The sequence below is a fragment of the Microbacterium sp. SS28 genome (assembly GCF_022761035.1).
Classification (GTDB): Bacteria; Actinomycetota; Actinomycetes; order Actinomycetales; family Microbacteriaceae; genus Microbacterium.
On sequence record NZ_JAKWJP010000001.1, the window covers coordinates 663,160 to 687,857 of the forward strand.

General features: G+C 71.0%; 24 protein-coding genes. 10 read left to right on the top strand and 14 right to left on the bottom strand.

Annotation, left to right across the window (positions count from 1 at the left end):
- Positions 1–49: 49 nt before the first annotated feature.
- From MJ607_RS03095 to MJ607_RS03105, 3 genes are read right to left on the bottom strand one after another with little or no spacing between them, the layout of a single operon-like run.
- On the bottom strand, positions 50–853 hold the full coding sequence (locus tag MJ607_RS03095) for an ABC transporter permease (protein ID WP_243074071.1): 804 nt from the start codon (positions 851–853) through the stop codon (positions 50–52).
- Positions 850–1,650, bottom strand: coding sequence for a molybdate ABC transporter substrate-binding protein (modA, locus tag MJ607_RS03100; protein ID WP_243074072.1), 801 nt, complete (start codon positions 1,648–1,650; stop codon positions 850–852). The genes MJ607_RS03095 and modA overlap by 4 nt, the downstream gene beginning before the upstream one ends.
- Positions 1,647–2,045, bottom strand: coding sequence for a molybdopterin-binding protein (locus MJ607_RS03105; RefSeq protein WP_243074073.1), 399 nt, complete (start codon positions 2,043–2,045; stop codon positions 1,647–1,649). Before MJ607_RS03105 ends, modA begins: the two co-directional genes overlap by 4 nt.
- Before the next feature lie 110 nt (positions 2,046–2,155).
- On the opposite strand from MJ607_RS03105, the gene MJ607_RS03110 reads away from it, so the two are divergent.
- Genes MJ607_RS03110 through MJ607_RS03135 form a run of 6 tightly spaced genes read left to right on the top strand, consistent with a single transcriptional unit; the run spans position 2,156 to position 6,158 of the window.
- Positions 2,156–3,310 carry a ThiF family adenylyltransferase gene (locus MJ607_RS03110; protein ID WP_243074074.1) on the top strand — a complete coding sequence of 385 codons (1,155 nt, stop codon included), beginning with the start codon at positions 2,156–2,158 and terminating at the stop codon, positions 3,308–3,310.
- Positions 3,307–4,548 (top strand): gephyrin-like molybdotransferase Glp, encoded by a 1,242-nt coding sequence (glp, locus tag MJ607_RS03115; RefSeq protein WP_243074075.1) that lies wholly within the window; start codon positions 3,307–3,309, stop codon positions 4,546–4,548. The genes MJ607_RS03110 and glp overlap by 4 nt, the downstream gene beginning before the upstream one ends.
- Positions 4,545–5,021 (top strand): cyclic pyranopterin monophosphate synthase MoaC, encoded by a 477-nt coding sequence (gene moaC / locus MJ607_RS03120; RefSeq protein WP_243074076.1) that lies wholly within the window; start codon positions 4,545–4,547, stop codon positions 5,019–5,021. The genes glp and moaC overlap by 4 nt, the downstream gene beginning before the upstream one ends.
- On the top strand, positions 5,018–5,659 hold the full coding sequence (locus MJ607_RS03125; RefSeq protein WP_243074077.1) for a molybdenum cofactor guanylyltransferase: 642 nt from the start codon (positions 5,018–5,020) through the stop codon (positions 5,657–5,659). Before moaC ends, MJ607_RS03125 begins: the two co-directional genes overlap by 4 nt.
- Complete coding sequence (locus tag MJ607_RS03130; protein WP_243074078.1) at positions 5,656–5,925, top strand: DUF6457 domain-containing protein; 270 nt, start codon at positions 5,656–5,658, stop codon at positions 5,923–5,925. The genes MJ607_RS03125 and MJ607_RS03130 overlap by 4 nt, the downstream gene beginning before the upstream one ends.
- The gene (locus MJ607_RS03135; RefSeq protein ID WP_243074079.1) at positions 5,925–6,158 is read left to right on the top strand and encodes a MoaD/ThiS family protein; all 234 of its coding nucleotides are present in this window, start codon (positions 5,925–5,927) and stop codon (positions 6,156–6,158) included. The genes MJ607_RS03130 and MJ607_RS03135 overlap by 1 nt, the downstream gene beginning before the upstream one ends.
- A 134-nt stretch (positions 6,159–6,292) precedes the next feature.
- Here MJ607_RS03135 and MJ607_RS03140 read toward each other — a convergent pair whose 3' ends face one another.
- The 5 genes from MJ607_RS03140 to MJ607_RS03160 form a co-directional block, all read right to left on the bottom strand.
- A complete protein-coding gene (locus MJ607_RS03140) occupies positions 6,293–6,721 on the bottom strand; it encodes a molybdenum cofactor biosynthesis protein MoaE (protein WP_243074080.1) in 429 nt (142 codons plus the stop codon).
- Complete coding sequence (locus MJ607_RS03145) at positions 6,718–7,218, bottom strand: molybdenum cofactor biosynthesis protein B (RefSeq protein ID WP_243074081.1); 501 nt, start codon at positions 7,216–7,218, stop codon at positions 6,718–6,720. Before MJ607_RS03145 ends, MJ607_RS03140 begins: the two co-directional genes overlap by 4 nt.
- On the bottom strand, positions 7,215–9,713 hold the full coding sequence (locus tag MJ607_RS03150; protein ID WP_243074082.1) for an FdhF/YdeP family oxidoreductase: 2,499 nt from the start codon (positions 9,711–9,713) through the stop codon (positions 7,215–7,217). Before MJ607_RS03150 ends, MJ607_RS03145 begins: the two co-directional genes overlap by 4 nt.
- A 241-nt stretch (positions 9,714–9,954) precedes the next feature.
- On the bottom strand, positions 9,955–11,973 hold the full coding sequence (locus MJ607_RS03155; protein WP_243074083.1) for a helicase HerA-like domain-containing protein: 2,019 nt from the start codon (positions 11,971–11,973) through the stop codon (positions 9,955–9,957).
- Between the two features lie 41 nt (positions 11,974–12,014).
- Positions 12,015–12,716 (bottom strand): phosphatase PAP2 family protein, encoded by a 702-nt coding sequence (locus MJ607_RS03160; protein WP_243074084.1) that lies wholly within the window; start codon positions 12,714–12,716, stop codon positions 12,015–12,017.
- Between the two features lie 81 nt (positions 12,717–12,797).
- Between MJ607_RS03160 and MJ607_RS03165 the strand changes: the two genes are divergently transcribed.
- Entirely contained in the window at positions 12,798–13,313 is a 516-nt protein-coding gene (locus MJ607_RS03165) for a nitroreductase family deazaflavin-dependent oxidoreductase (protein ID WP_243074085.1), read from the top strand.
- 9 nt (positions 13,314–13,322) lie between these two features.
- Here MJ607_RS03165 and MJ607_RS03170 read toward each other — a convergent pair whose 3' ends face one another.
- Entirely contained in the window at positions 13,323–14,696 is a 1,374-nt protein-coding gene (locus MJ607_RS03170; RefSeq protein ID WP_374238020.1) for a multidrug effflux MFS transporter, read from the bottom strand.
- A 241-nt stretch (positions 14,697–14,937) separates the two neighbouring features.
- Between MJ607_RS03170 and MJ607_RS03175 the strand changes: the two genes are divergently transcribed.
- Together MJ607_RS03175 and MJ607_RS03180 are read left to right on the top strand one after the other, a co-directional pair.
- A complete protein-coding gene (locus MJ607_RS03175) occupies positions 14,938–15,657 on the top strand; it encodes a DUF3105 domain-containing protein (RefSeq protein WP_243074086.1) in 720 nt (239 codons plus the stop codon).
- Between the two features lie 5 nt (positions 15,658–15,662).
- Positions 15,663–16,358, top strand: a complete 696-nt coding sequence (locus MJ607_RS03180; protein WP_243074087.1) for a DUF305 domain-containing protein — start codon at positions 15,663–15,665, stop codon at positions 16,356–16,358.
- A gap of 85 nt (positions 16,359–16,443) precedes the next feature.
- On the opposite strand, the gene MJ607_RS03185 is transcribed toward MJ607_RS03180, so the two are convergent.
- The 3 genes from MJ607_RS03185 to MJ607_RS03195 form a co-directional block, all read right to left on the bottom strand.
- Complete coding sequence (locus MJ607_RS03185) at positions 16,444–17,415, bottom strand: carbohydrate ABC transporter permease (protein WP_243074088.1); 972 nt, start codon at positions 17,413–17,415, stop codon at positions 16,444–16,446.
- Positions 17,412–18,767: a carbohydrate ABC transporter permease gene (locus tag MJ607_RS03190; RefSeq protein WP_374238021.1), complete on the bottom strand. Its 1,356-nt coding sequence runs from the start codon at positions 18,765–18,767 to the stop codon at positions 17,412–17,414. The genes MJ607_RS03185 and MJ607_RS03190 overlap by 4 nt, the downstream gene beginning before the upstream one ends.
- A gap of 122 nt (positions 18,768–18,889) precedes the next feature.
- Complete coding sequence (locus MJ607_RS03195) at positions 18,890–20,230, bottom strand: ABC transporter substrate-binding protein (protein WP_243074089.1); 1,341 nt, start codon at positions 20,228–20,230, stop codon at positions 18,890–18,892.
- 238 nt (positions 20,231–20,468) lie between these two features.
- Here MJ607_RS03195 and MJ607_RS03200 point away from each other — a divergent pair, with 238 nt between their 5' ends.
- A complete protein-coding gene (locus MJ607_RS03200; protein WP_243074090.1) occupies positions 20,469–21,503 on the top strand; it encodes a LacI family DNA-binding transcriptional regulator in 1,035 nt (344 codons plus the stop codon).
- A 12-nt stretch (positions 21,504–21,515) separates the two neighbouring features.
- Here MJ607_RS03200 and MJ607_RS03205 read toward each other — a convergent pair whose 3' ends face one another.
- Complete coding sequence (locus MJ607_RS03205; RefSeq protein ID WP_243074091.1) at positions 21,516–22,646, bottom strand: Gfo/Idh/MocA family protein; 1,131 nt, start codon at positions 22,644–22,646, stop codon at positions 21,516–21,518.
- A complete protein-coding gene (locus MJ607_RS03210; protein ID WP_243074092.1) occupies positions 22,643–24,496 on the bottom strand; it encodes a DUF6807 family protein in 1,854 nt (617 codons plus the stop codon). The genes MJ607_RS03205 and MJ607_RS03210 overlap by 4 nt, the downstream gene beginning before the upstream one ends.
- Positions 24,497–24,698: the final 202 nt, after the last annotated feature.

Here is a 24,698-nt window from a genome sequence, read left to right on the forward strand (position 1 = left end):
CGGGACGCCGCATCCCTGACCCGCCGGCCCGTCGCAGCACCTCGACGGCTCATCGCGGCACCTCGGGCCGCCACGCGCGCACGAGCAGGAGCACGCCGATCGCCGTCACGAGCAGCAGCAGCGAGAGCGCGACGGCAGTGCCCGTCGAGACGCCAGCGCCGTTGAACGCCGTGTAGATCGCGAGCGGCATCGTCTGCGTGACGCCGGGGGCATTGCCGGCGAACAGCGCCGTCGCCCCGAACTCGCCGATCGCACGCGCGAAGCACAGCACGACGCCCGCCACGAGGCCCGGGCCCGCGAGCGGCAGCGTCACGCGACGCAGGATCGTCCAGCGTCCGGCGCCGAGCACGGCCGCGGTGTCTTCGAACCCCGTCCCGCGCGTGCGCAGAGCGCCCTCGACGGCGAGCACGAGGAACGGCAGCGCGACGAAGGTCTGGGCGATCACGACGGCGGGCGTCGTGAACGGCAACCGCAGTCCCCAGTCGGCGAGCACTCCCCCGAGCCATCCGCTGCGCCCGAACAGCAGGAGCAGGGCGACGCCACCGACCATGGGCGGCAGCACGAGCGGCACCGTCACGACGACGCGGAGGACGGCGGCGGTGCGCGCGGGTGCACGCGCGATCACGAGCGCGAGCGGCACCCCGAGCACGATGCACACGAGAGTCGCGGCGGCGCCGGTCCCGAGCGAGAGCAGCAGGGCCGCGACAGCTTCGGGCGTCGTGACGTCGGCCCACAGGGTCGTCCACTCGACCCGGGCGACGAGCGTCGCGAGCGGAAGCAGCAGGAGTGCGAGACCCGCGATGGCGGGCACCAGCAGGATCTGCGGGACGAAGCCCGCCCCCTCGCGCCTCATGGCCGTCCGAAGCCGAGCCCTTCGAGAACGGCCTGCCCTTCCTCGCTCAGCACGAACTCGACGAACGCCTGGGCGGCGTCGGGGTTCGCGGCATCCGTCAGCGCGGCGATCGGGTAGCGGTTGACGACGTCCGCCGCACCCTCGGGCACGATCGATTCGACGTCGGTGCGTCCGCGCACGTCCGTCGCGTAGACCAGTCCCGCGTCGGCTTCGTTCGCCGCGACCTTCGTCAGGACGGCCGTCACGTTCTGCTCCCAGCTCGCGGGCGTCACGGTCAGTCCGGCGTTCGCGAACAGCTTCTGCGACGCGGCGCCGCACGGCACCTCGACGGCGCACAGCACGACGGTCACGCTGTCTTCGGCGAAGTCGGAGAGGTCCTCGACCTCGCCGGGGTTGCCGACAGGAGTCGCGATGACGAGCGTGTTCGTCGCGAACAGCGGTGCGTCCGTGGCAAGACCCGCGTCGGCGATCTTCTGCATGTTCGCCTCGTCGGCGGAGGCGAACACGTCGGCGGGGGCGCCCTCGATGAGCTGCGTCGCGAGCGTCGACGACCCGTCGTAGACGATCGGAACGACTTCGAGCGACGGATGCCGCATCTCGAACTGCGTCGCGAGCTCGTCGAACGCAGTCTTGAGCGACGCTGCCGCGTAGACGGTGAGGTCGCCCGTCAGCTCGGGGCCGACCGACTCGACCGGCGCCACAGGCGCGTTCGGATCGGTGTCGCCCTCGGCAGGAGCGCAGCCGCTCGCGAGCAGGGCGATCAGGGCGAGAGCGACGGCCGGGACGAGTCGCCTCACTCGTGCTCCTTGGGGGTTTCGACGATGACGTTCGTGGCCTTCACGACCGCGACGGCGAGTGAGCCCGCCTCGAGGCCGAGATCGCGAACCGCCTCGGCGGACAGCAGCGACACGACCCGGTGCGGGCCGGCCTGGATGTCGACCTGCGCCATGATCCCTTCGACCTGCACGCGGGTCACGAGACCGACGAAGCGATTGCGGGCACTCGAGAGCACGTCCGTGGGATCGGATGCCGCACGCGCGAGTTCGACGGCGCGCTCGGCGAGCGCGTCGCCGGGGATCTCGGCCGGGACCGCCTCGGTCACGGGCAGCAGCCCCTGGTCGATCCACCGCCGGACGGTGTCGTCGCTCACGCCGAGCAGCCGCGCGGCTTCGGCGATCTTGTAGCTCGGCATAAGCCGACGCTATCACCGCATATGCGGATCAATGGGCTCTCATCTACCGCTGATGCGGAAGTGTGACGGCATCCGGATCCCGCCCCCACCCACGCGGATACCCTGGTGCCATGCCACTCCCTCCGCTGGTCGAGCCCGTTCCGGCCCTCGCGGACGCCGAGCGCGCGCGCACGGCTCGGCACACGCGGCTCGCGGGGTTCGGCGAGGTCGCGCAGCGTCGGCTCGCGGCATCCCGCATCGCGGTCGTGGGCGCGGGAGGACTTGGGTCGCCCGCTGTCCTCGCGCTCTCCGCCGCCGGGGTGGGCGAGCTCATCGTCATCGACGACGACGCGGTCGAGCATTCCAATCTGCAGCGCCAGGTGATCCATCGCCACGTCGACCTCGGCGCTCCGAAGGTCGACAGCGCCGTGCGCATCGCCGCGGAGCTCTCGCCGGAGACGATCGTGCGCCCGATTCGCGAGCGACTCACCGCCGACAACGCCGCCCGCCTGCTCGCGCGTGCGCACCTCGTGATCGACGGCACCGACACCTTCGAGACGCGCGAGACCGTCGCCGCAGCGACGGAGAGCCTCGGCATCCCCCTCGTGTGGGGCACGGTCCAGGGGTTCGACGCCCAGGTCACCGTGTTCTGGAGTCGACCGCCCGCCGGAACCGCGCCGGTCGTCCTCGCCGACCTCTACCCGCCCGGCAGCGTCGGCGACGTGCCGACCTGTGCCGACGTCGGGGTCCTCGGTGCGCTCTGCCTTCAGGTCGGCGCGCTCCTCGCGACCGAGGCGATCAAGCTCGTCACGGGCGTCGGCGAACCGCTCCTCGGACGCGTCCTCGTGATCGACGGGCTGCGCGCCCGCCAGCACGAGATCCCCCTGCGGTCCGCGGTGACGGATGCCGCGCCCCTGGCCGAGCCGCGTGAAGCGGTCCCGTCCACCGACGAGCCGACCCGGCAGGCCCCGGCGTCCCCGCGCGCTGTGCCGCTCGTCGGGCCCGAGGCGCTCGCGGGCGCGGTCATCCTCGATGTGCGCGAGCAGCACGAGGTCGAGGGCGGCATGATCCCCGGATCGCGCCACGTTCCACTTGCGGTCGTCCTCGCCGATCCCGAGTCGCTGCGGACGGACGAGCCCATCGTCGTCGTGTGCAAGGTCGGCGTCCGCGCGCGTCGCGCGGCCGAGGCGCTGCGCGCACTCGGCATCGGGGCGTCCGTCCTCGCAGGCGGGTTGGATGCGTGGCCCGACACCGTCGAGCACCCGCCCACGCGGGTCCCGGCATGACCGGCGAGCCGCGCGAAGTCGAGGAGCAGCTCACCCTCGTCCTCTCGCGCGTCCGGCCGCTCGAGACGACGACGGTCCCCGTGTGGGCGGCGCTCGGCCGGACGCTGCGCGAGCCGCTGCGGGCACGCGTCGACATCCCGGTCTTCGACAATTCCGCGATGGACGGCTTCGCCGTGCGGTTCGAGGACGTCGCGGATGCCGCATCCGATCGTCCCGTCCGTCTGCGCGTCGTCGCAGACCTGCCGGCGGGCACGTCGCTCGACCCGCCCCTCGGGCGCGGCGAGGCTGCGCGGATCATGACGGGATCGCCCGTTCCGGCCGACGCCGACGCGATCGTGCCTTTCGAAGACACCGCGGGGGGCCTCGCCGACTCACTCGGCGAGATCGTGGTGGAGCGCGCCCCGCGCGCGCCGGGTGCACACATCAGGCGGCGCGGCGAGGACGCCGTCGTCGGCAGCGAGCTGCTCGCGGCAGGGGTCGCGCTCGGCGCGCTGCAGCTCGGCGCCGCGGCCGCCGCCGGCATCGCGGACGTCGTGGTGTCGCGCGTGCCGCGCGTCGCCGTCGTCTCGACGGGCTCCGAGCTCGTTCCTCCCGGTCATCCGCTCGCGCACGGGCAGATCCCCGAGTCCAACAGCCAGCTGCTCGTGGGCCTTGTGACGCAGGCGGATGCCGAGGTCGTCCTGCGACTCACGGTGCCCGACGACGGCGACGGACCGGTGCGCGCCGTCGCCGAGGCGAAGGCGCTCGGCGCCGATGTCGTGATCTTCACGGGCGGCGTCAGCGCGGGCGCCTACGAACCCGTCAAGCGCACGCTCGCGGGCGCGATGGAATTCACCAAGGTGCGCATGCAGCCGGGCAAGCCGCAGGGGTTCGGAGCGACGGACGACGGGATGCTGCTCTTCGGCCTCCCTGGAAATCCCGTCAGCGCCGCCGTGTCGTTCGAGGTGTTCGTCCGCCCCGCCCTCCTCGCCCTGCAGGGCAGGGCCGACCTGCAGCGGTCCGTGCTGCGCCTGCCCGCCGCGACGGACTGGCGGACGCCCCCCGGACGTCGGCAGTACCTGCCCGCCGCGATCGATCGGTCCGACCCCGCGCGCTGGACCGTCCGCCCCGCCACGGCGGGCGGATCGGGCTCGCATCTCGCGGGCGGACTCGCTCGCGCGGAGGCCTACGCGGTCGTCGCCGCCGAGACCGACGCGGTCGCCGCCGGCGATCTCGTCGATGTCATGCTGGTGGCATGAGCTTCACGCACCTCGACGAGTCCGGCCGCGCACGCATGGTCGACGTCACCGCGAAGCAGCCGACGGTGCGGGCCGCGACGGCGCGTGGCTTCGTCCGCTGCGCGCCCGACGTCGTCGCGGCGCTCCGCGACGGCGCCGTGCCGAAGGGCGACGTCCTCGCGGTCGCCCGCATCGCCGGCATCCAGGCGGCCAAGCGCACCCCCGACCTGCTCCCCCTCGCGCACGTCATCGGCGTGCACGGCGCCGCCGTCGAGCTGCACATCGTCGACGAGGGCGTCGAGATCGAGGCGACCGTCCGCACGGCCGATCGCACCGGCGTCGAGATGGAGGCGCTCACGGCCGTCTCGGTCGCGGCTCTCGCGGTCGTCGATATGGTGAAGGGCCTCGACAAGGCGACCTCGATCGAGCACGTCCGCATCACGGCGAAGGAAGGCGGCCGCTCCGGCTCGTGGACGCGGCCCGGCGAGCAGTGAGCAGCAGCAGGTCCGGCCCGACCTTCGGCGCGATCCTCCTCGCGGGGGGCCGCGCCTCGCGCGTCGGGGGTGCGGTCAAGCCGCTCTTCGACGTCGGCGGACGCACGCTCCTCGCACGCGCCGTCGCCGCCGCCCGCGATGCCGGCGCGCAGCCGATCATCGTCGCCGCCCCGCAGCTCGACCCCGCGCTGGAGGTCGAATGGGTCCTCGAGGATCCGCCCTTCGGCGGTCCCGTCGCGGGCATCGTCGCCGCGCTCAGCCGCTCCGAGGGGTGGGTGCCCGAGCCCGACTGGACGTTCGTCCTGGCATGCGACCTCCCTCGGATCGACGCCGCCGTCGCGCGGCTGAGGAGTGACATCCTGCTCCTCCCCTCCGACACCGACGGCGTGTGCCTCGCCGACGCGTCGAGCCGGCCGCAGTGGCTGACGGCTGCGTATCGCACGCCGGTCCTGCGACGCGCCGCGTCAGGGCTTCCCGACGCGGGGCGCAACGCCTCCGTCCGCGACCTCGTCCACGACCTCGCCGTCGCGGCCCTCGCCGCCCCCGACGACCTCACCGCCGACGTCGACACGTGGGAGGATCTGCACAGAGCCCGCATCGCCGCGGGCGACGAACCCGCCGCTGAGGAGGACGCATGACCGAGGCATCCCGCACCCTGCCGCCCGAGGCTCTCGACGCCTGGGCCGCGGCGCTCGCCGAGCGCTTCGACCTCGACGCGGCCGACGTCCCGATCGGGCTCATCCTCGATCTCGCGCGCGACGTCGCGAACGGCGTCGCGCGGCCCGCCGCGCCCCTGAGCGCCTTCGTCGCGGGCCTCGTCGCGGGCCGCGCGGGCGGTTCCGCGGACGATGTCGCGGCCGCAGTCGCCGCCGTCACCGAGCTCGCCTCGACCTGGGAGGCCTGATGGCACGCGTCCGCTACTTCGCCGCCGCCGCCGAGGCGACCGGACTCGACCTCGAGCAGCGCCCCGAGGAGACGCTCGGCGCGCTCCGGGCCGCCGTCGCGTCCGATCATCCGGGGCTCGGCGGGATCCTTCCCCGCTGCGCCGTCCTCGTCGGCGGGGCGCGCGTGGCCGACGAGACCCCGCTCGGCGCCGACGACCTCGTCGACGTGCTGCCGCCGTTTGCGGGCGGCTGACCGGGCGTCCCGAGACTCGACCGCGGCAAACGGCGGGTTCACCCACCCCACACCCGCACAACGCCGCCGACGAGCCCACCCGGCGACGACGGAAGTTCAGCCGCCGACGAAACCCACCCGGCGACGACGGAAGTTCAGCCGCCGAGGCCCTTCCACGCCGTCGTGCCGTCGGCTTCGATCTGACGCTTCCAGACCGGCAGCTCGGTCTTGATCGTCTCGATGATCGACCGGCACACCTCGAACGCCTCCGCACGATGGGCCGCCGCGACGGCGATCACGACCGCGGCATCGCCGACCTCGAGCCGGCCGATCCGATGGCTCACCGCGACGGCCGCCCCCGTGCCCTCGAGCGCGCGCTCGGCGATGCCGAGGAGGGCGGCCTCGGCGTCCGGATGAGCGGAGTATTCGAGCGCGACGACGGAGGACCCGGCATCCGGATCGTGATCCCGCACGCGCCCCACGAACGTGACCTCGGCCCCCATCGTCGGGTCCGACACGGCCGCGAGGTGCGCGTCGAGGTCGAGCGCCTCGGCGCTGATCGCCGCGATTCGCACGCCGCTCATGCGTGGTCTCCGCCCGCGAGCTGATCGATCACGTGACGGGCGACCGAGAGCACGACGGGCATTCCGGATGCCACGGCCTTCGGCGACCCCGGAAGGTTGACGATGAGCGCTCCCTCGGTGATGCCCGCGACGGGCCCGACGATGCCCGCGCGGCCGCGCGAGAGCATTCCGCCGGGCGTCTCTGCCGTTCCGAGCCGGCGCAGCTCCTCGGCGATCCCCGGAACCTCGCGCGCGATGACGCGGGCAGTTCCCTCGGGCGTCTCGTCGCGGGGGCCGATCCCCGTGCCGCCCGTCGTCACGACGAGGCGCGCGCCGCCCGCGAGCACGGCCCACAGGGCTCGCTCGACGCTGTCGGCTCCGTCGGGCACGACGATCGCGTCGTCGCACGAGAATCCGCCGCCGACGAGCTCGGAGACCGCGACGGGTCCCGCCGCATCGGCGCGCTCCCCTGCGGCGGATCGGTCGGAGACCGTGATGACGGCGGCCGCGTAGGTCATCCGTTCAGCCTAGGAGCAGTCGCGGCATCCGTCCCCGTCTGCGACGCCGTGCGCTTGACGAGCCGCACGACGACCGACTTCGAGGTCGGTGTGCCGCTCACGTCCGCGACGGAGTCGAGCGGCACGAGCACGTTCGTCTCGGGGTAGTACGCGGCGGCGTTCCCGCGCGGCGTGCGGTACGGGACGATGCGGAACGCCTCGGCCCGCCGCTCCTGCAGGACGCCGTCGGGACCGGTCCACTCCGACACGAGGTCGACGATCTCGTCCTCCATGAACCCGAGGCGCTGGATGTCCTTCGTGTTCACGAGCACGACACGGCGCCCGCCCTTGATGCCGCGGTAGCGGTCGTCCTTGCCGTAGATCGTGGTGTTGTACTGGTCGTGCGAGCGCAGGGTTTGCAGCAGCAGCCGCCCCCGCGGGATGCGCGGATACTCGAGCTCGTTCACCGTGAACCGCGCCCTGCCGTCGGCCGTCGCGAACGTCCGCGCGTCGCGGGGGCCGTTCGGAAGGAACAGCGTCCCGCCCTTGTCGATCCGCTGCTCGTAATCGTCGAAGCCCGGCACGACGTTCTCGATGTGCGCCCGGATCAGCGCGTAATCGGCCTCGAGCGCGCGCCAGTCCGCGTGCGGCACGTTGCGCGGGTGGTCCACCACGGGGCCGTCGACACCGTTCGCCTCGTGGCCCGGCGCGCGCTCGACCTGTGCGTGGTCGATCGCTTCGGGGTTCCGGATGCCGGTTCCCACCGCGACCGGACGGCGCGTGCCATCCGCCCCGAACAGGAGCGCGCAGAGTCGCGCGACGATCGCGACCTCGCTCAGCAGGCCCTCGGACGGCGGGGCGAGCCGCCCGCGGGACGAGTGCACTGCACCCATCGAGTCCTCGACCGAGACGCGCTGCTCGCGTCCGCCGCGCTCGTCGCGGTCGGTGCGGCCGAGCGTCGGCAGGATGATGGCGCGCCTGCCCGTCACGACGTGGGAGCGGTTGAGCTTCGTCGAGACCTGCACCGAGAGGTCGACGTTGCGCATCGCGGCCTCGACGACCTCGGTGTCGGGCGCCGCCTGGACGAAGTTGCCGCCCATGCCCATGAAGAAGCGCACGCGATCGTCGCGCATCGCGCGGATCGCCTGCACCGTGTCGTAGCCGTGCTCGCGCGGCGCGGCGAACGAGAACTCGTCGTCGAGGGCCGCGAGGAATCGCTCCGACGGCTTCTCGTAGATGCCGACCGTCCGGTCGCCCTGCACGTTCGAGTGCCCGCGGACGGGACACACGCCCGCGCCGGGGCGACCCATGTTGCCTTGCAGGAGGAGGGCGTTGACGACGTCGCGGAGCATCGCCACCGAGTGCTTGTGCTGCGTGAGCCCCATCGCCCAGCACACGATCGTCGCCTTCGAGGTGCGCACGGCCTCGCCCACGCGTCGCAGCGCCGTGAGCGGAACACCCGTCGCCGCGACGAGGTCCTGCCACGAGGCATCCCTCATCGCCTGTTCGTACGCCTCGAAGCCGCTCGTGTGCTCCGCGATGAAGTCGTGGTCGAGCACCGGGGGGTCGCCGGCCGCCCGCGCCGCTTCCTCGGCCTCGAGCAGGTGCTTGCCGATCGCCTGGAACAGCGCCTGATCGCCGCCGAGGCGGATCTGCACGAACTGGTCGGCGAGCTTCGTTCCGCCGAACGCGACTCCGCGGACGGTCTGGGGATTCTCGAACCGCATGAGCCCCGCCTCGGGGAGCGGATTGACGGCGATGATCGTCGCGCCGTTGCGCTTGGCCTTTTCGAGCGCGCTCAGCATGCGCGGGTGGTTCGTGCCGGGGTTCTGCCCCGCGACGATGATGAGGTCGGCGGTGTGGACGTCTTCGATCGAGACGGTGCCCTTGCCGATGCCGATCGTCTCCGTGAGCGCCGAGCCCGACGACTCGTGGCACATGTTCGAGCAGTCGGGCAGATTGTTGGTGCCCAGGCCCCGTACGAGCAGCTGGTAGAGGAACGCGGCCTCGTTGGAGGTGCGGCCCGACGTGTAGAAGACCGCCTCGTCGGGATCGTCCAGGCTGCGCAGTGCCGTCGCGATCTCGAGGAGAGCGCCCTCCCACGTGATGGGACGGTAGTGCGAATCGCCGGGCTCGAGCAGCATCGGCTCGGTGAGCCTGCCCTGCTGGCCGAGCCACCAGTCGTCGTGCCGTGCGAGCTCTTCGAGCGAGTGCTCCGCGAAGAACGCGGGTCCGACGCGGCGCAGCGTCGCCTCCTCGGCGACGGCCTTCGCGCCGTTCTCGCAGAACTCCGCGATGTGCCGCTTGTCCTCCTCGGGCCACGCGCACCCGGGACAGTCGAACCCGTCCTTCTGGTTCACGCGCAGCAGCGCCTGCACGCTGCGCGCGACGCCCATCTGATCGTTCGAGATCTGCAGGGCGTGGAGCACGGCCGGCACGCCGACGGCGACCTTCTTGGTGCCCGAATGGCGGACCTGGGACTCGTCGATGTCGACGGACGGGGCGCGCTTCGCCATGGTGCCTCCTCGCGGAGAGGGACTACGGACCGGATGCCGCGGCCTCACTCCATGCTAGGACGGCGTGGCACGGCGGGACCCGCGACGCATCAGCAGGTCAACCACGCGTCTGCCGGACGGATTCGCACGAATCGGCCTCCCGATGCGTGGTTGACCTGTCGATCCGCGACGGCGCGTCACGCCACGCTTCCGACTCGCGACCGGCGACCGGCCGCCCGCCGGGCGGAACCGGCGGGCGACCTCAGCGCCGCCCCGTGCCGAAGACCCCGCGGATGACGCTCGAGAGGATCGTCTGCGTCGACTTCGAGTTGAGGATCGACTCGATCGGCGATTTCTGCGTGCTCCGGGTCGTGCGCGACGTGCCCGACGTCTTCTTGAGCAGCCGGTCGTACTCGGCCTGCGCCTTCTTCTCAGCCGCCGCCTGCGCCTTCTCGATGGCGGCCTGCTGCTTGGCGTACTCGGCATCGGCCTTCGCCTTCTCGAGCGCGGCCTCCTCGGCCGCCGCGGCCTCGGCGGCGGCGTTCATCTTGGCAGTCAGGATCTCGCGTGCCGACTCGGGATCGACCGCGGTCCCGTACTTGGGCAGGAGAGGGGATGCCGCGACCGCCGCGTCGATCTGCGCGTCGGGTGTCGGCGACATGAGCCCCTGCGGCGCGCGCAGCCGCGTCCAGGCGACGGGCGTCGGCGCGCCCTTCTCGCTCATGACCGTCACGATCGCCTCGCCCGTGCCGAGCTCCTGCAGGGTGCGCTCGAGGTCGTAGCCCGACTTCGGGTAGGTGCCGACGGTCGCGCGCAGGGCCTTCGCATCGTCGGGCGTGAACGCGCGCAGCGCGTGCTGCACGCGCGAACCGAGCTGCGCGAGGACGTCGCCCGGCACGTCCTTCGGGGTCTGCGTCACGAAGAAGACGCCGACACCCTTCGAGCGGATGAGCCGCACCGTCTGCACGATCGCCGACGTGAAGTCCTTCGAGGCGTCCTTGAAGAGCAGATGCGCCTCGTCGAAGAAGAAGACGAGCTTCGGCTTGTCGAGGTCGCCGACCTCGGGGAGGATCTCGAAGAGCTCCGCGAGCAGGTACATGAGGAACGTCGAGAAGAGCGCCGGCTTGTCGGCGACGCCCGGCACCTCGAGCAGGCTGATGACGCCGCGCCCGTCCGTCGCCGTCCGCAGGAACTCGCCGACCTCGAACTCTGGCTCGCCGAAGAACACGTCGGCGCCCTGATCGGCGAACGTGATGAGCTCGCGCAGGATGACGCCCGCCGTCGCTGCCGAGAGCCCGCCGAGCGTCTTGAGCTCGATCTTGCCCTCGTCGCTCGTGAGGTACGTCAGCACGGCCCGGAGGTCCGAGAGGTCCACAAGGGTGAGGCCGTGCTCGTCGGCGTAGTGGAAGACGAGCCCCAGGCTCGACTCCTGCGTCTCGTTGAGGCCGAGCACCTTGCTCAGCAGCAGCGGCCCGAAGCCGCTCACGGTGGCCCGGACGGGCACGCCCTTGCCGATGCCGCCGAGCGCGAAGTACTCCGTGACGGATGCCTCGGGCTTCCACGCCTGCCCGATCGCCTGCGTGCGCGCGAGGAGCTTCTCGCTGGAAGTGCCGGGCGTCGCGACGCCCGACAGGTCGCCCTTGATGTCGGCCGCGAAGACGGGCACGCCCTTCGCGGCGAGCTGCTCGGCGAGGCCCTGCAGCGTGCGCGTCTTGCCCGTGCCCGTCGCCCCCGCGACGAGCCCGTGCCGGTTCATCATGCCGAGCGGGATGCGGATCTGCGCCGTCGGCACGGGCTCGCCGTTCACGAGCGCACCGAGGTCGAGTGTCGACGTGCTGAACGTGTAGCCCGCGACGACCTTCGCGATCTCGGCGTCATCGAGCGGCCCTCCGACGGGCGGAGCGGCAGGGGCTGACGGGGATGCTGTGGTCTGCGGGGCGGCCGTGGGTTGGTGGGCGGGCGGGGTCCGAAGATCAGGGGCCTGCGTCGCGGGTGCCTCGGTGGGCGCTCCCGCAGGCCCTGACGTCGCGCCACCGGTCGCGGCCTCGGCCGCTGTCGGCGCCGCGCCGGCCGGCACGGCCGGCGCGGCAGCCCCCGCGGCGGCAGCCCCCGCCGCAGCAGAGACCCGCGCCTTCGCCGCCTCGGCCTCAGCGGCGGCGAGGGCGGCTTTCGCCTTGGCGAGTGCGAGCTGTGCCTCAGCTGCTTCGGCCTGCGCCCGCAGCCGTGCGAGTTCGGCCTCCGCGGCCGCGACGGAGGGATCGGAGGCAGCGGCGTCGCTCATGCGCACAGCCTAGCGACGGACCCCGCCGCGGCATCCGTCGCTCAGCCCAGCGGAGCGTCGACGGGCGGGCGACGCGCGAACGGCCTCCACTCGACCGGCTCGCGTGGCAGCACAGTCGCGAACGCGGCGGCCACGATGAGGGCCGACCCCGCGCCGGCCATCGCGCCGCCGAGCGTGTCGCTCAGCCAGTGCGCGTGCACATATGTGCGGCTGAGCGCCATGAGGAGCACCCACGCGGTGCCCGCGAGTGCGACCCAGACACGGGGGAAGATGACGGCGAGCGCGAGCGCGACAGTCGCGGCGTTGGCGACATGGCCCGACGGATACGAGCCGTGGTCCGAGATCACGAGGATCTCTTCGGGTCGCACGCGGCCGAACGTGTGCTTGAACAGCTGAACGACGATCGCAGACGTCGCCGAGGCCGCGATGAAGTAGAGCGCAGACCATGGTTTTCGCGCGATGACGAGCCACAGCGCCACGCCGATGGGGACGACGAACACCCCGAACCAGCCGCCTCCGAGGAAGTTCATCGTGAGCGAGAATGCGAGCATGAACGACGAGCCCCACGACAGCATGAGCTCGTTCCACCACACATCGACGACGAACGGCGGGTCGCCGCGGACGAAGATCCAGGCGCCGAGGGCGCAGGCCGCGCCGATCAGCCCGATCCCGACGATCAGCAGCCGCAGCCTCGGCAGGGGCCGCGCATCCTGCGCCTCGCTGTCCGTGCCCGCGCGCTCCATCGCTCCATTCTGACCCGCGGGCCCCGACGCGCTGCTATCCCGGCGCGCGCGTCGCCGGCCGGAGTGGGGGATGATGTCGGGATGCCCCGCGCCATCGATGTCGCCCGCGCCGCCCTCGCGCCCGCCACACGGACCTCGTGGTTCCGCTGGTTCGCGCGGAAGGGGCTCCCTCCCATCGAGCGGTTCCTCTCCCGTATTTCTCGCGGGCGCTTCCAGCTGACGGAGTTCCTCGTGCCTTCGCTCGTGCTGCACACGATCGGAGCCAAGTCGGGTGAGCCGCGCGACGCGCCGCTCATGTACACGGCCGACGGCAAGGGCCGCGCGATCGTCGCGGGCACCAATTGGGCGGGGGCGCGGCATCCCGCCTGGACTGTGAATCTGCTCGCGCACCCGGATGTCGAGATCACCGTGCGCGGCAAGCGCATGGCGGTGCACGCGTCGCTCGTCCCCGACGACGAGCGCGACGCGACGTGGGCGATCATGGAGGCCCAGTGGCCCGACTACCGCGAGTACGAACGCGACTCCGGCCGCACGGCGCGGATCTTCGTGCTGCAGCCAGTCCGTCGTCAGGCGGCGGCGCCTGAGTCGCTGACCTGACGGGCGGCCCTACGGCGTGAGCATCCCGACGGTGCGCGGCCGCACGATGAACCACAGCGCCAGCACCCCGACGATCGCGCACGCGACCATGACCGAGGCCATCGTCGTGGCCGTGATGCCGGCATCCCGCGCGATCCAGCCGACGAGCGGCGAGATGATGCCCGCGACGCCGAAGTTCGTCGCACCGATGATCGACTGCGCCGTGCCCGCCGCCTTGCCGTGGCGGTCGAGCGCGAGCACCTGTACGCAGGGGAACGTGAACCCGCACGCCGTCATGAAGACGAACAGCGGCACGACGGTGCCCCACAGGCCGAAGCCCAGCTGGTCGAAGACGATGATGGCGGATGCCGCGAGCACGAGCACGGCCGTCGACCACGCCATGACCCACTGCGGACCGAACCGCGCCGCGAGCCGCGAGGCTGCCTGGACGCCGACCACGACGCCGAACGAGTTCGCGGCGAAGAGCAGACCGTACTGCTGCGGGTCGAACCCGTAGTCGAGCTGGAAGAGGAACGACGACGACGACAGGTACGAGAAGAGGCCGCTGAAGGTCATGCCGCCGATGACGAGCACGCCGATGAAGACACGGTCGCTGAAGACGCTGCGGTACCGCTGCCACACCGTGGTCGAGCCTCGGTCGCTGCGCCGGGCGGGTGGCAGCGTCTCGGGCAGGAAGATCGTGGCCGAGACGAGCATGACGAAGCCGTACACCGCGAGGACGACGAAGACTCCGCGCCACGGCATGACGAGCAGGAGCGCCGAGCCGACGAGCGGCGCCATCACGGGAGCGACGCCCGACACGAGGGCCAGGCGCGAGAGCATGACGACGAGCCGCCGCCCGCCGAACAGGTCGCGCACGATCGCCGCTGCGACGACGCCACCGGCCGCGGCGCCGGCGCCCTGCAGCACACGCGCGACCGACAGGAGTTCGAGCGTCGGCGCGAGCGCCGCGGCGACGCTCGCGAGCACGTGCAGCGCCGTGACCGACAGAAGCGGGATGCGGCGCCCCACCTTGTCCGAGAGCGGTCCGACGATCAGCTGACCGAGTGCGAACCCGATCATCGTGCCGGTCAGCGTGAGCTGGATCATCGCGGCCGTCGTGTCGAAGTCCGCCTCGAGCACGGGGAACGCCGGCAGGTAGAGATCGATCGTGAAGGGGCCGAGCGCCGTCAGCGCGCCGAGCAGGATGATGTAGAGCACCCTGCGCCGCGTCGGTATCGAGTCGCCCGGGTGCAGCATGATGGGCGCCGTCGCCGGGTCGGGCCCGAGCGTGCGGATGGCGCCGGTCGAGGACGGCACGCGGACCGAGCCGGTCGACGGGGACGGGATGCGGACGGACCCCGTCGAGGGGTTCTGCGCAGGGAGCGAGTCTGTGTCGAGCACGGCGGGATTCACTTCGGTCGCGATGGGCTGAGCGCGATCGGTCCGGTCGCCGTGGCGGTTTCGAATCGATTCGAGAGAACCAGGATACCGGATGCCGCGGCCTGCCCCGGCATCCGCCCTGGCCCCCGCCCGACCCCGCTTGTCGGCTCGTTCCCAGGCCGGGTTCGCATGCACTCGAATAAGCTGGTCGCGTTCCTGCACCCCAGCCCGTCCCACGGGCGCCCGAGCCGAGATCACGAAAATGACCCCGACATCACAGCGGCCCGACGGGCAGCGCACGAGCGGCAACCCCGCCACGCAGTCCCAGATCAACCTGACGGTCAAGCAGCAGCGCGAGCAGAAGCGCCAGGACAAGCTCGCCGAGTATCAGCGGCAGCTCGCGAAGCGCAAGCGCGGCAAGATCGTCTGGTGGACGGTCGGCTCCGCCGCCGCGGTGCTCGTCATCGGCGCGATCGTCGCCTCGATCGTCTTCGCCCCCGCCGCGCCCGCGTCCTACGAGGCGGGCGGCACGGGCGCCGAGATCGAGGGCGTCGTGACGTACCAGAACCCGACGAAGCACGTCGAGGGCACCGTCGAGTACGAGCAGTCGCCGCCCGCCGGCGGCCCGCACAACCAGGTGTGGCTCAACTGCGGCGTCTACGACCAGGCCGTTCCGAACGAGAACGCCGTCCACTCGATGGAGCACGGCGCCGTGTGGGTCACCTACGACGCTGCGGCGCTGTCCGAGGAGGAGCTCGCGACGCTCAAGTCGCACCTGCCCTCCTCCTACGTCATCCTCTCGCCGTACGAGGGCCTTGACTCGCCCGTGGTCCTCTCCAACTGGAACCACCAGCTCAAGATCCAATCCGTCGATGACGAGCGCATCCCGGAGTTCTTCGAGGAGTACTGGCGCAGCCAGGACGTCCCCGAGCCCAATGCGCTGTGCTCCGGCGCGATCGACGCGCCGGGCAAGGTGTCCTGACCGGCATGAGCGACACCGACACCGTCGCGGCAGAGGATGAGGCATCCGTTCCGTCCTCCCGTCCGCGCTGGTGGGTGTACGTCCTCGTCGCCGTGGGCATCGCGGCGCTCGCCTTCGCGATCGGGCGCTTCTCGACCTTCGGGTCTGCGGGCGCGACGGCGGCGGGGCCGAACGCCGCCGACATCGGCTTCGCGCGTGACATGCAGGTGCACCACACGCAGGCGATCGAGATGGCGATGGAGATCTATCGCAAGACCGACGACGACGATGTGCGACGAATGGCGTACGACATCGCGACGAGCCAGGCCGGCCAGCGCGGCGAGATGTACGACTGGCTCGTGCAGTGGGGTCTGCCGCAGTCCGGCGATCCGCTCATGTCATGGATGACGGATGCCTCGGGCCACGGCGAGCACGGCGAGACCGGTGAGGCGCTGAGCGACGAGGAGCTGCGCACCCAGATGGGCATGGCCTCGGCCGCCGAGCTCACCGAGCTGCAGGCCGCGACGGGCACGGAGGCCGACTGCCTCTACCTGTCGCTCATGATCCGCCACCACGAGGGTGCGATCCCGATGGCGGATGCCGTCATCGAGCTCGGATCGGTTCCGCGCGTCCTCGCGGTCGCCGAATCGATGAAGGCCGGGCAGACTGCCGAGATCGACGCGATGGAATCCGCGCAGGCCCGGCTGGGCTGCACGCCGTAGCCCGCGCGAGGTCTGCGCGAAAGTTCCCGGGCACGAGAGAGGGCCGGCAGGCCCCCGCTGCCGGCCCTCGTTCCCCCGTTTCAGATCAGCCCTTCGTCGCGCCTGCCAGCAGGCCGCGCACGAAGAAGCGCTGGAGTGCGAAGAACACGATCAGCGGCGTGAGGATCGTCAGGAACGTGCCGGCCGCCTGCAGGTACCACTGGTTGCCCCACGTTCCCGACAGCCCCGCGAGGGACTGCGTCATCGGCAGCGACGAGGATGGCGCGAATATCGTCGCGACGAGCAGGTCGTTCCACACCCAGATGAACTCGAGCACCGCGAACGACGCGAGCGCGGGCGTCGCGAGCGGCAGCACGATGCGGAAGAACATCTGCCCGTGCCCCGCGCCGTCGACGCGTGCCGCCTCGATGACCTCCGAGGGGATCTCAGAGATGAAGTTGTGCAGCAGGAACACGGCGAGCGGCAGCGCGAAGATCGTGTGCGCGATCCACACCGTCGCGAAGCTGTGGTCGACATCGCGCATCTCCAGCCCTGGGAAGATCTCGACGCCGTTGATCGTGAGCCCTCGCGAGAAGAGGCTCAGCAGCGGGATGAGCGCCATCTGGATCGGGACGATCTGAAGGGCGAACACGGCGACGAACGCGATGTTCTTGCCCTTGAAGTCGATCCACGCGAAGGCGTACGCGATCAGGGCGGCGACGGCGAGCGCGAAGAAGACGACGGGGATCGTGATCGCCAGGGAGTTGATGAACGACTCACCCAGGGTGAGCGAGGTGCCGCCCGACGTGAGGGCGAGCTGGTAGTTCTCGAGCGTGAAGTCGGGGTTGGTGAAGACCGTCCACCACCCCGTCGTCTGCGTGTCTGCTGCGGGGCGGAACGACGTGACGAAGAGCCCGAAGGTCGGGATCGTCCAGAAGAACGCGATGACGACGGCCGCGATCGTCGCACCCCTCGACGAGAGGCGCTTCTGCGCCATCGCCTCGTGCTTGCGGGTGTCCCTCGCGACCTGGCGGGCGGAGCGCCGGTCGACAACCGGCTCGATCACTTCGATAGTCATCGGATCTGCCTCTGCTTCCTGATCTGGATCACGTTGAACACGATGAGCGGGATGACGAGGATGAACAGCAGCACCGCGAGCGCGGCCGCGTGGCCGTAGCTCTGGAATCTCTGCTGCTGGTTGACCATCTCGAACGCGAGGACTGTCGTGTCGGAACGGCCACCCGTCATGACGGCCACCACGTCGTAGATCTTGAGGGCCCCGATCGCGATCGTGGTCATGACGACGACGATCGAGGGACGGATGCCGGGCAGCGTGACGTTCGTGAATCGCTGCCACGCATTGGTCCCGTCGAGGGAGGCCGCTTCCATCTGCTCGGGCGGCACCGCCTTGATCGCCGCGGACAGGATGACCATCGCGAGGCCCGTCTGGCTCCAGATGAACACCGCCATGATGAAGAAGGTGTTCACGAGCGGCTGGATCGCGAGCCACGAGACCGGATCGCCGCCGAAGGCGACGACGATCGCGTTGAGGATGCCGATCTGCTCGCCCTGGCGGTAGTCGTACTGCAGCTCCCAGATGATGCCGGCGCCCACGAACGAGATCGCGAAGGTCATGAAGATCAGGATCTTGAGCGTCTTCTCGCCGCGCGCCCTGTCGATGAACACCGCGGCGGCCAAGCCGAGGACGGTGGAGACCACGGGGGCGAACAGCACCCAGAGGACTGTGTTGATGATCGACCAGAAGCCCTGCGGGTTGGTGAAGGCCCAGACGTAGTTGTCCCACCCGACGAACGTCTCGCCCGTCTTGTCGAAGAACGACTGGATGAAGGTGGCGATCGCGGGGTACACCAGGCCGACGAGCAGGAGGACCGTGGCGGGCGCCGTGAACAGAACGAGCTGGAACAGATATCCCGCACCCGCGCGGGCGCGGTAGTCGGCCCAGAAGAGGACGCCGCCCAGGATGACCGCGATCAGCAGCACGTAGAGCAGAGCACCCTGGTACGGCCGCAGCAGCATGAAGGCGACGATCGGGATGACGAAGCATGCCGCGAGCCTCAGCCAGAAGTAGCCACGACCCGAGCGGGGCGCGTACTCGATGAGCAGCAGGAGGAGTGCGACGAAGATCCCGAAGACGATCAGCACGATCGGGATCTGGACGAGGGGATTCTGGCTGCCGATCCACTGGAAGAAGCTGTTGAGCGAGAAGCCCAGCGAAGTCGGCTTCGCGCCCTCGGTCGGCGGCCTCGTGATCATGAAGAAGAAGAGGGCGACCACCAGGATGAGGGCGATCGCGACGACAAGGGTGGTCGTGCGCTGCCGTCGGTTGTAGAACGCCTCGCGCGCGGCCGCGTCCGGCTCTTCGGCCGCGGCCCCACCCGCGGCATCCTGGACTTTCGTCGTGTCAGTCATGGGAACCTTCCGAGTGCTTCTGCGGCCATTCGTGCGATCGTGCAGCTGTCCTCAGCTGCGGGCGGTGGATCAGCGGAGTCGCTCGTCTTCGTGAGCGACTCCGCTGATCTCCGTTGCCTGCCTCAGTCCTCGTAGCCGGCCTGGATGTCGCTCAGGACCTCTGTCGTGGCCTTGCCGTCGATCCAGTCGACCATTCCCCGCCAGAACGACCCCGAGCCGACGACTGCCGGCATGAGGTCCGACGCGTCGAAGCGCACCGTGGTGTTCTCGTCCTGCACGAGCTTCATGGCATCGGTCAGGAACTGGCTCGAGGCGAGCGATGCGTCGGCGTTCTTGTTGGCCGAGATCTTGCCTCCGAGCGCGATGCGCGCGTCCGCCCACTCCGGCGTCGCGAGGTACGCGGCCACGGCCTGCGTCGCCGCGTCGTCGGAGAAGGTGGCGACGAACTCGCCGCCGGCTTCGACCGTCGGGGCGGCACCAGCCTCGACACCCGGCATGACGAATGCGTAGACGTCACCGTCGGGTGCCACGACCGGCGCTGCGCCGTCTGCGGTCTGGACATCCTGGAAGTACGCCGCCAGGAAGTCAGCCTGATGCGTCAGTGCGCACGTGCCGTTCGCGACCGGAGCCGCGACGTTGCCGAACGCCGTGGAGTTGATGCTCGCGACGTCGCCGAACGCGGCGTTGACATAGTCCGGGTTCTGCAGGATCTCGCCGACCGCGTTGAACGCGTCCTCGATCTGGGGGTCCGTGAACTCCACTTCGTTCGCGACCCACTGGTCGTAGACCTCAGGGCCCGCCTGGCGCAGCACGAGGCTCTCGATCCAGTCGGTGCCCGGCCAGCCCGATGCGTCTCCCGATTCGAAGCCGGCGCACCACGGCGGCTCGCCCGTCTTCTCCTGAATGGTCTTGGTCAGGGTGAGAAGCTCGTCCCACGTCGTAGGGATCTCGACGCCCCACTCCGCGAAGGACGCCGGCGAGTACCAGACGTAGCCCTTGACGTTCGCCATGAGCGGCGCCGCGTAGAACACGTCGTCGAAGGTGCCGTACGCCTTCCAGTCGGCGGACCAGTTCGCATCGACGTTCGCCTCGGTCTCTTCGGACGCGGGCTGGACTTCACCCGTGTCGACGAGCGACTTGAGGAGACCGGGCTGGGGCACGATCGCGATGTCGGGGGCGTCGCCACCCGCGACCTTGGTCACGATGTTCTTCTCGAAGCTCTTGTCGCCCGAGTACTCGATCGTGATGCCCTCCTTCTCACCGAATTCGTCGAGGGTCTGCTGGAGCAGGTCCGCTTCGCTGCCCGTGATACCTCCGGAGATCCGAACCGTCTCACCCTCGACGGTGCCCTCGTCCGAGGAGTCGTCTCCGCCCTCCGCACAGCCGACCAGGGCGACGCCCATGATCGCGACCACACCGAGTCCTGCCGCCATTCGGCGACGCATTGCACGCCTGCTGTTCATAACTGCCTCCTTGTTGAGCTTTGCTCTCTCCGGGTGCCATCAGTCACACGAAAGTCATCGGGAACCGATTCCAGACTCACGGTAGTGATCGGCACCCGGGTGCACAACGGCACCCGATCACAAGTCGGTAACCGATGCGATCAGCACTGGCGAGCGGGCGCGCCCACGCGCAATGATGTGCCGGAACCGGTTCCAGTGCTGCGCTCGCTCGAGGGCACTCCAGAGGAGGAGGGCGACGATGGCGGGTATCGCCGATGTCGCTCGCGCCGCGAGCGTCTCGAAGGCGACCGCGAGCCGGGCGCTGACCGGATCGGGCTACGTGTCGGAGCAGACGCGCGCGCGCGTGGTCGAAGCAGCGGCATCCCTCGGCTACGTCGCCTCCACGGCGGCCGTGAGCCTCGCGACCGGCCGGACGCGCAACATCGGCGTCGTCATGCCCTACGTCAGCCGGTGGTTCTTCGCCGAGGTGCTCGAGGGCATCCAGGACGCTCTTCTGCGGCACGGCTACGACCTCACGCTCTACGACGCGCGGCCGGGCACTGAGGGGCGCACGAGGGTGTTCGACGACTTCCTCGCCCGCAAGAGGTTCGACGGCCTCATCGCCGTCGGACTCGAGCCGAGCGACAACGAGCTCGGGCGGCTCGTCTCGATCGGCCGCCCCGTCGTGAGCGTCGTCGGTCCGCCGAGCGAGGCGGGCGTCGTCGCGCTCGACGATCTGCACGCGGCGCGGCGCGCGACCGAGCATCTGCTGGGGCTGGGACACACCCGGATCGCGTTCCTCGGCGGCGGGGGCGAGCACCAGGCGTTCGTCGATGCGACGCGGCTGCGCGGGTATGCCGTCACCATGGAGGCCGCGGGCGTCGAGCCGCATCACGTGCCCTCGGCCGTCTCGCTGCCGGGCGGCTACGCTGCTGCCGTCGACCTGCTCGGCGACACGCGAGAACGCCCGACCGCGATCGTCGGCACGTGCGACGAAGTGGCGATCGGCGCGATCATCGCCGCGCGGCGGCTCGGCATCCCGGTTCCCAGCTCGCTCAGCGTCGTCGGCATCGACAACCACGAGTACGCAGAGATGTTCTCGCTCACGACACTCGAGCAGTCACCGCAGGCGCAGGGCGCGCGGGCTGCGGAGATGCTGCTGCAGCGGCTGCGCGAGCCGGACGTGCCGATGGCCGAGGTGCGACTGCAGGCGACGCTCATCCTGCGCAGCTCGACCGCTCCCCCACCCGGCGTGCCGTCGGTCGCCGTCGGCTCGGCGCCCGCCCCGCGCTGACCGTCGCTGCCGTCACGCGCGCTCGCCCACCCATGGCGGTCGGACCGCGGTGTGACCGCCGCCCCACGCAACCTGCTCGGCCCACTGCTCGACGCCCTCGACGACGCGGAACGTCTCGCGGTCCCGCGAGAGCGTTGTCACATGACCCCGCGGAACGGCGGCGGGCCGCGGCGCGGCGACGACATCCTCGAGAACCCGGGTGAACGCTCCCGTCCGGGCCAGCGGCACGGCGACGGGAGATCCCGATCTCGCGTGGGCAACGATGTCGTCGAGCAGCGGCGTCCGCGCGAATCCGTACGTGCGGGGCAGCGGCGAGGCATCCGTCGACACCGTGAGCAGGTCGAGCGTGTAGTGGTACACCGCGTGCCCGCGGGTGCCGCGCACCAGGACATAGGGCTCGCTGCGGCGGGGAGCCGTCACAGCGAGCGCCGCCGCGATCGTCGCGCCCGAGCGCAGACTGATCACGAGCGACGAGGTGTCGTCGACCTCGATGTCGTTCGCGGCGTGCAGGTCGAGGTCGACGGCGGCGACGTCTTCGGGTTCCGCGGCGCCCGCGACGGCGAGCGCGGTCGCGACGGCGTGCGCGAGGGGGTTGGTGATGACGCCGTCGGCGACGAGCCGGCCGTCGATGCTCTTGCGGCCCGCCCACGGAGTGCGGCGCCAGTACTCCTCCGAGCGGCACCACAGGCCCACCGCACCGTAATGCCGAACGTCGCCGATGATTCCGGATGCCGCGACATCGGCCGTCGCCTCGATACCGGCGCTGGCGAGGGACTGGAAGCCGACCTGGACGCCGCGCCGAGTGCGCGTCGCCGCCGCGAGGACTCGCTCGTGCGCCGCGATCGAGGGCACGGGAGGCTTCTCGAGGAGCACGTGGGCGCCGCGCTCGAGCGCGTGGAGGGTGAGCGGCTCGTGTGTCGGGATGGGCGTGCTCAGGATGACGATGTCGAGGGCCGCGGCATCCATCATCACCGCCGCGTCCGCGAAGCGGAGCGTCCCGGAGGGGAGCTCGCCGCCGGGCCTCGGGTCTGCCACGGCGGCGAGCTCGATCTCGCCGGACGCCGCGCGCCGCAGCGCGGCGTCGACGTGGGTGCGTCCGTGTCCGTGTATGCCTGCGACGCCGACGCGCAGCGCGCCGCTCACAGTCCCGTCTGCCGTCTGAGCGCAGGAAGAAGCCGCTCGACGGCGGAGGCGTCGAGGACCTCGTCGACGATGAACGCGGTCAGCTCGAGCGAGAGCTCGCCCCCTTCCGGGATGGCTCGCGGGCTGTCCCACGCGACGGACGGGCCTGCGCCGAGATACTCCGCGACGCGGACGAACCACGGCAGCTCTTCGGCGCCCTGGACGAGAACTGTCGTCGTTCCGCGATCGGGGAACGCGAACGCGAGCCACGGGGTCACGGCGCCGTGGATGTCGGACTCCGACTCGCCCGCGGGACTGAAGCCGCGCGCGAAATCGGGCGGAAAGCGCCAGAAGATGCCGCCATAGCCCGCGCCGACGCGCCCGTTCGTCGCGGGCGAGCCGAGCGTTATCGCGTCGAGCGTCGCCTTGAGCCGGCTGCGCCAGCGGATCGCCCAGCCGTTCTCGAATTCGGCGGAGGTCAGCTCGCGCTCCTCGATGAGCTGCGTGATGCCGCGCTCGTCGACCCAGCTGAGCCGCTCGCGAAGGGCGTGGCCGTCGATCTTCAGCTCATCGCGACGCTGGCGACCCTGATTGGGGACCATGATCGAGCCCTCGTCGCGGACGAAGGTGCGCCCGCCCCAGTACGAGGTCCCGTTGACATCGGCGATCGCGAGACTCACGCCGAGGTGGTGCGGGTGGTCTGTCGGCTGCGTGACTGACAGCGGCGTGCCCGTGCGCGAGATGACGTGGTTGAGGAACGGTCGCGGCGAGAGCACCGAGTCGATCGCCGCGCCGTCCTCGTACTGCGCGACCACGGTGGAGCCCAGTCGCAGGACGGGCCGTGCCGGACCCAGCCACCCGCTCGCGTGCGAGGCCGGTCCCGAGCTGTCGCGCGCGACGAGGGCCGGACGGTAGAAGAGGGTGTGGTCGCTCGTCTCGCCCTCGAGCTCGTGACGCAGCCGCTCCCATGCCTGACGGCCGATCTCGATGCGCGGCACCGACATCGTCGTGAGCGGCGGGGCCGCGAACCTCGCGAGCGGGATGTCGTCCAGGCCGACGATGGACAGCTGCGTCGGAACCTCGACCCCGACCTCGCGCAGCCGCGACAGCAGCCCGAGCGCCACGAGGTCGTTGAAGGCGATCGCGGCCGTCGCGCCCGTGTCGAGCACTTCGTCGGCGGCGATGTAGCCGTCCTGCATGCTCGACCCGGCCGCCACCGTGACGATCTCGAGGTCGCGGTGCTCCCGCGCGACATCGCTCAGTCCCTGGGCACGCTGCTCGTTGGCGTAGCTGAGGGGCGGCCCGGACACGTACGCGATGCGTGTGTGACCGAATCCGATCAGATGCGTCGCGAGCTCCTTGACGGCCGACTCGTAGTCGACGGCGAGCTGCGCCGCGGGCGAGCCGTCGACGCGTCGGTTGACCACGACGACCGGGGCCGTGCGCTGGATGAGCTCGCGCAGCTGCGCATCGGGCATGCGGGGCGAGACGAGCACGAGAGCGTCGCACTTCGTGCGCGCCTCGAGCGCGACCTCGGCTTCGATCCCGACCGTCTCTGCACTGTCCGCGACGAGCACTCGGTAGCCGTCGCGCATGGCCGCGAGCGTCAGTCCCTTGAGCACGCCCTGGAACATCGGGTTCTCGAGATCGGGCACGAGCAGCGCGATCGTGTGCGTGCGCCCGCGGACGAGGCTGCGGGCCGCTTCGCTCGGAGAGTAGTTCAGCGCCGCCACGGCTCGATTCACCCGGGCGACGATCGCAGGATCGACCGTCGAGACGCCGTTGAGCACGCGCGACACCGAGGCCGGCGAGACTCCGGCGTACTGGGCTACCTGCGCCATCGTGATGGCTCGCGGTACGGCGTCGACCACGCGATCTCCTCGTTCCTGGTGTCTCTATCGTCGGTCATCCGGGCGGGTGACGGCATGGCCGCCGTCGAGCGATCGCGCCGGCGCGGCTCGGGGGCCGCCGCACCGGCGCGGCGCAGGGGTGCCCGGGGGCCGGACCCCTCATCACTTCGATCCGGCCCCGTGCGGGTGGAGGTGCGCGGGGTGCACACGGACAGGCACCCCG

Bases quoted from the DNA above. Each gene is read 5' to 3' on its own strand.
- MJ607_RS03095 (WP_243074071.1), bottom strand. From the start codon at position 853: ATGAGGCGCGAGGGGGCGGGCTTCGTCCCGCAGATCCTGCTGGTGCCC.
- MJ607_RS03105 (WP_243074073.1), bottom strand. From the start codon at position 2,045: ATGCCGAGCTACAAGATCGCCGAAGCCGCGCGGCTGCTCGGCGTGAGC.
- MJ607_RS03110 (WP_243074074.1), top strand. From the start codon at position 2,156: ATGCCACTCCCTCCGCTGGTCGAGCCCGTTCCGGCCCTCGCGGACGCC.
- glp (WP_243074075.1), top strand. From the start codon at position 3,307: ATGACCGGCGAGCCGCGCGAAGTCGAGGAGCAGCTCACCCTCGTCCTC.
- moaC (WP_243074076.1), top strand. From the start codon at position 4,545: ATGAGCTTCACGCACCTCGACGAGTCCGGCCGCGCACGCATGGTCGAC.
- MJ607_RS03130 (WP_243074078.1), top strand. From the start codon at position 5,656: ATGACCGAGGCATCCCGCACCCTGCCGCCCGAGGCTCTCGACGCCTGG.
- MJ607_RS03135 (WP_243074079.1), top strand. From the start codon at position 5,925: ATGGCACGCGTCCGCTACTTCGCCGCCGCCGCCGAGGCGACCGGACTC.
- MJ607_RS03140 (WP_243074080.1), bottom strand. From the start codon at position 6,721: ATGAGCGGCGTGCGAATCGCGGCGATCAGCGCCGAGGCGCTCGACCTC.
- MJ607_RS03145 (WP_243074081.1), bottom strand. From the start codon at position 7,218: ATGACCTACGCGGCCGCCGTCATCACGGTCTCCGACCGATCCGCCGCA.
- MJ607_RS03150 (WP_243074082.1), bottom strand. From the start codon at position 9,713: ATGGCGAAGCGCGCCCCGTCCGTCGACATCGACGAGTCCCAGGTCCGC.
- MJ607_RS03155 (WP_243074083.1), bottom strand. From the start codon at position 11,973: ATGAGCGACGCCGCTGCCTCCGATCCCTCCGTCGCGGCCGCGGAGGCC.
- MJ607_RS03160 (WP_243074084.1), bottom strand. From the start codon at position 12,716: ATGGAGCGCGCGGGCACGGACAGCGAGGCGCAGGATGCGCGGCCCCTG.
- MJ607_RS03165 (WP_243074085.1), top strand. From the start codon at position 12,798: ATGCCCCGCGCCATCGATGTCGCCCGCGCCGCCCTCGCGCCCGCCACA.
- MJ607_RS03175 (WP_243074086.1), top strand. From the start codon at position 14,938: ATGACCCCGACATCACAGCGGCCCGACGGGCAGCGCACGAGCGGCAAC.
- MJ607_RS03180 (WP_243074087.1), top strand. From the start codon at position 15,663: ATGAGCGACACCGACACCGTCGCGGCAGAGGATGAGGCATCCGTTCCG.
- MJ607_RS03185 (WP_243074088.1), bottom strand. From the start codon at position 17,415: ATGACTATCGAAGTGATCGAGCCGGTTGTCGACCGGCGCTCCGCCCGC.
- MJ607_RS03190 (WP_374238021.1), bottom strand. From the start codon at position 18,767: ATGACTGACACGACGAAAGTCCAGGATGCCGCGGGTGGGGCCGCGGCC.
- MJ607_RS03195 (WP_243074089.1), bottom strand. From the start codon at position 20,230: ATGAACAGCAGGCGTGCAATGCGTCGCCGAATGGCGGCAGGACTCGGT.
- MJ607_RS03200 (WP_243074090.1), top strand. From the start codon at position 20,469: ATGGCGGGTATCGCCGATGTCGCTCGCGCCGCGAGCGTCTCGAAGGCG.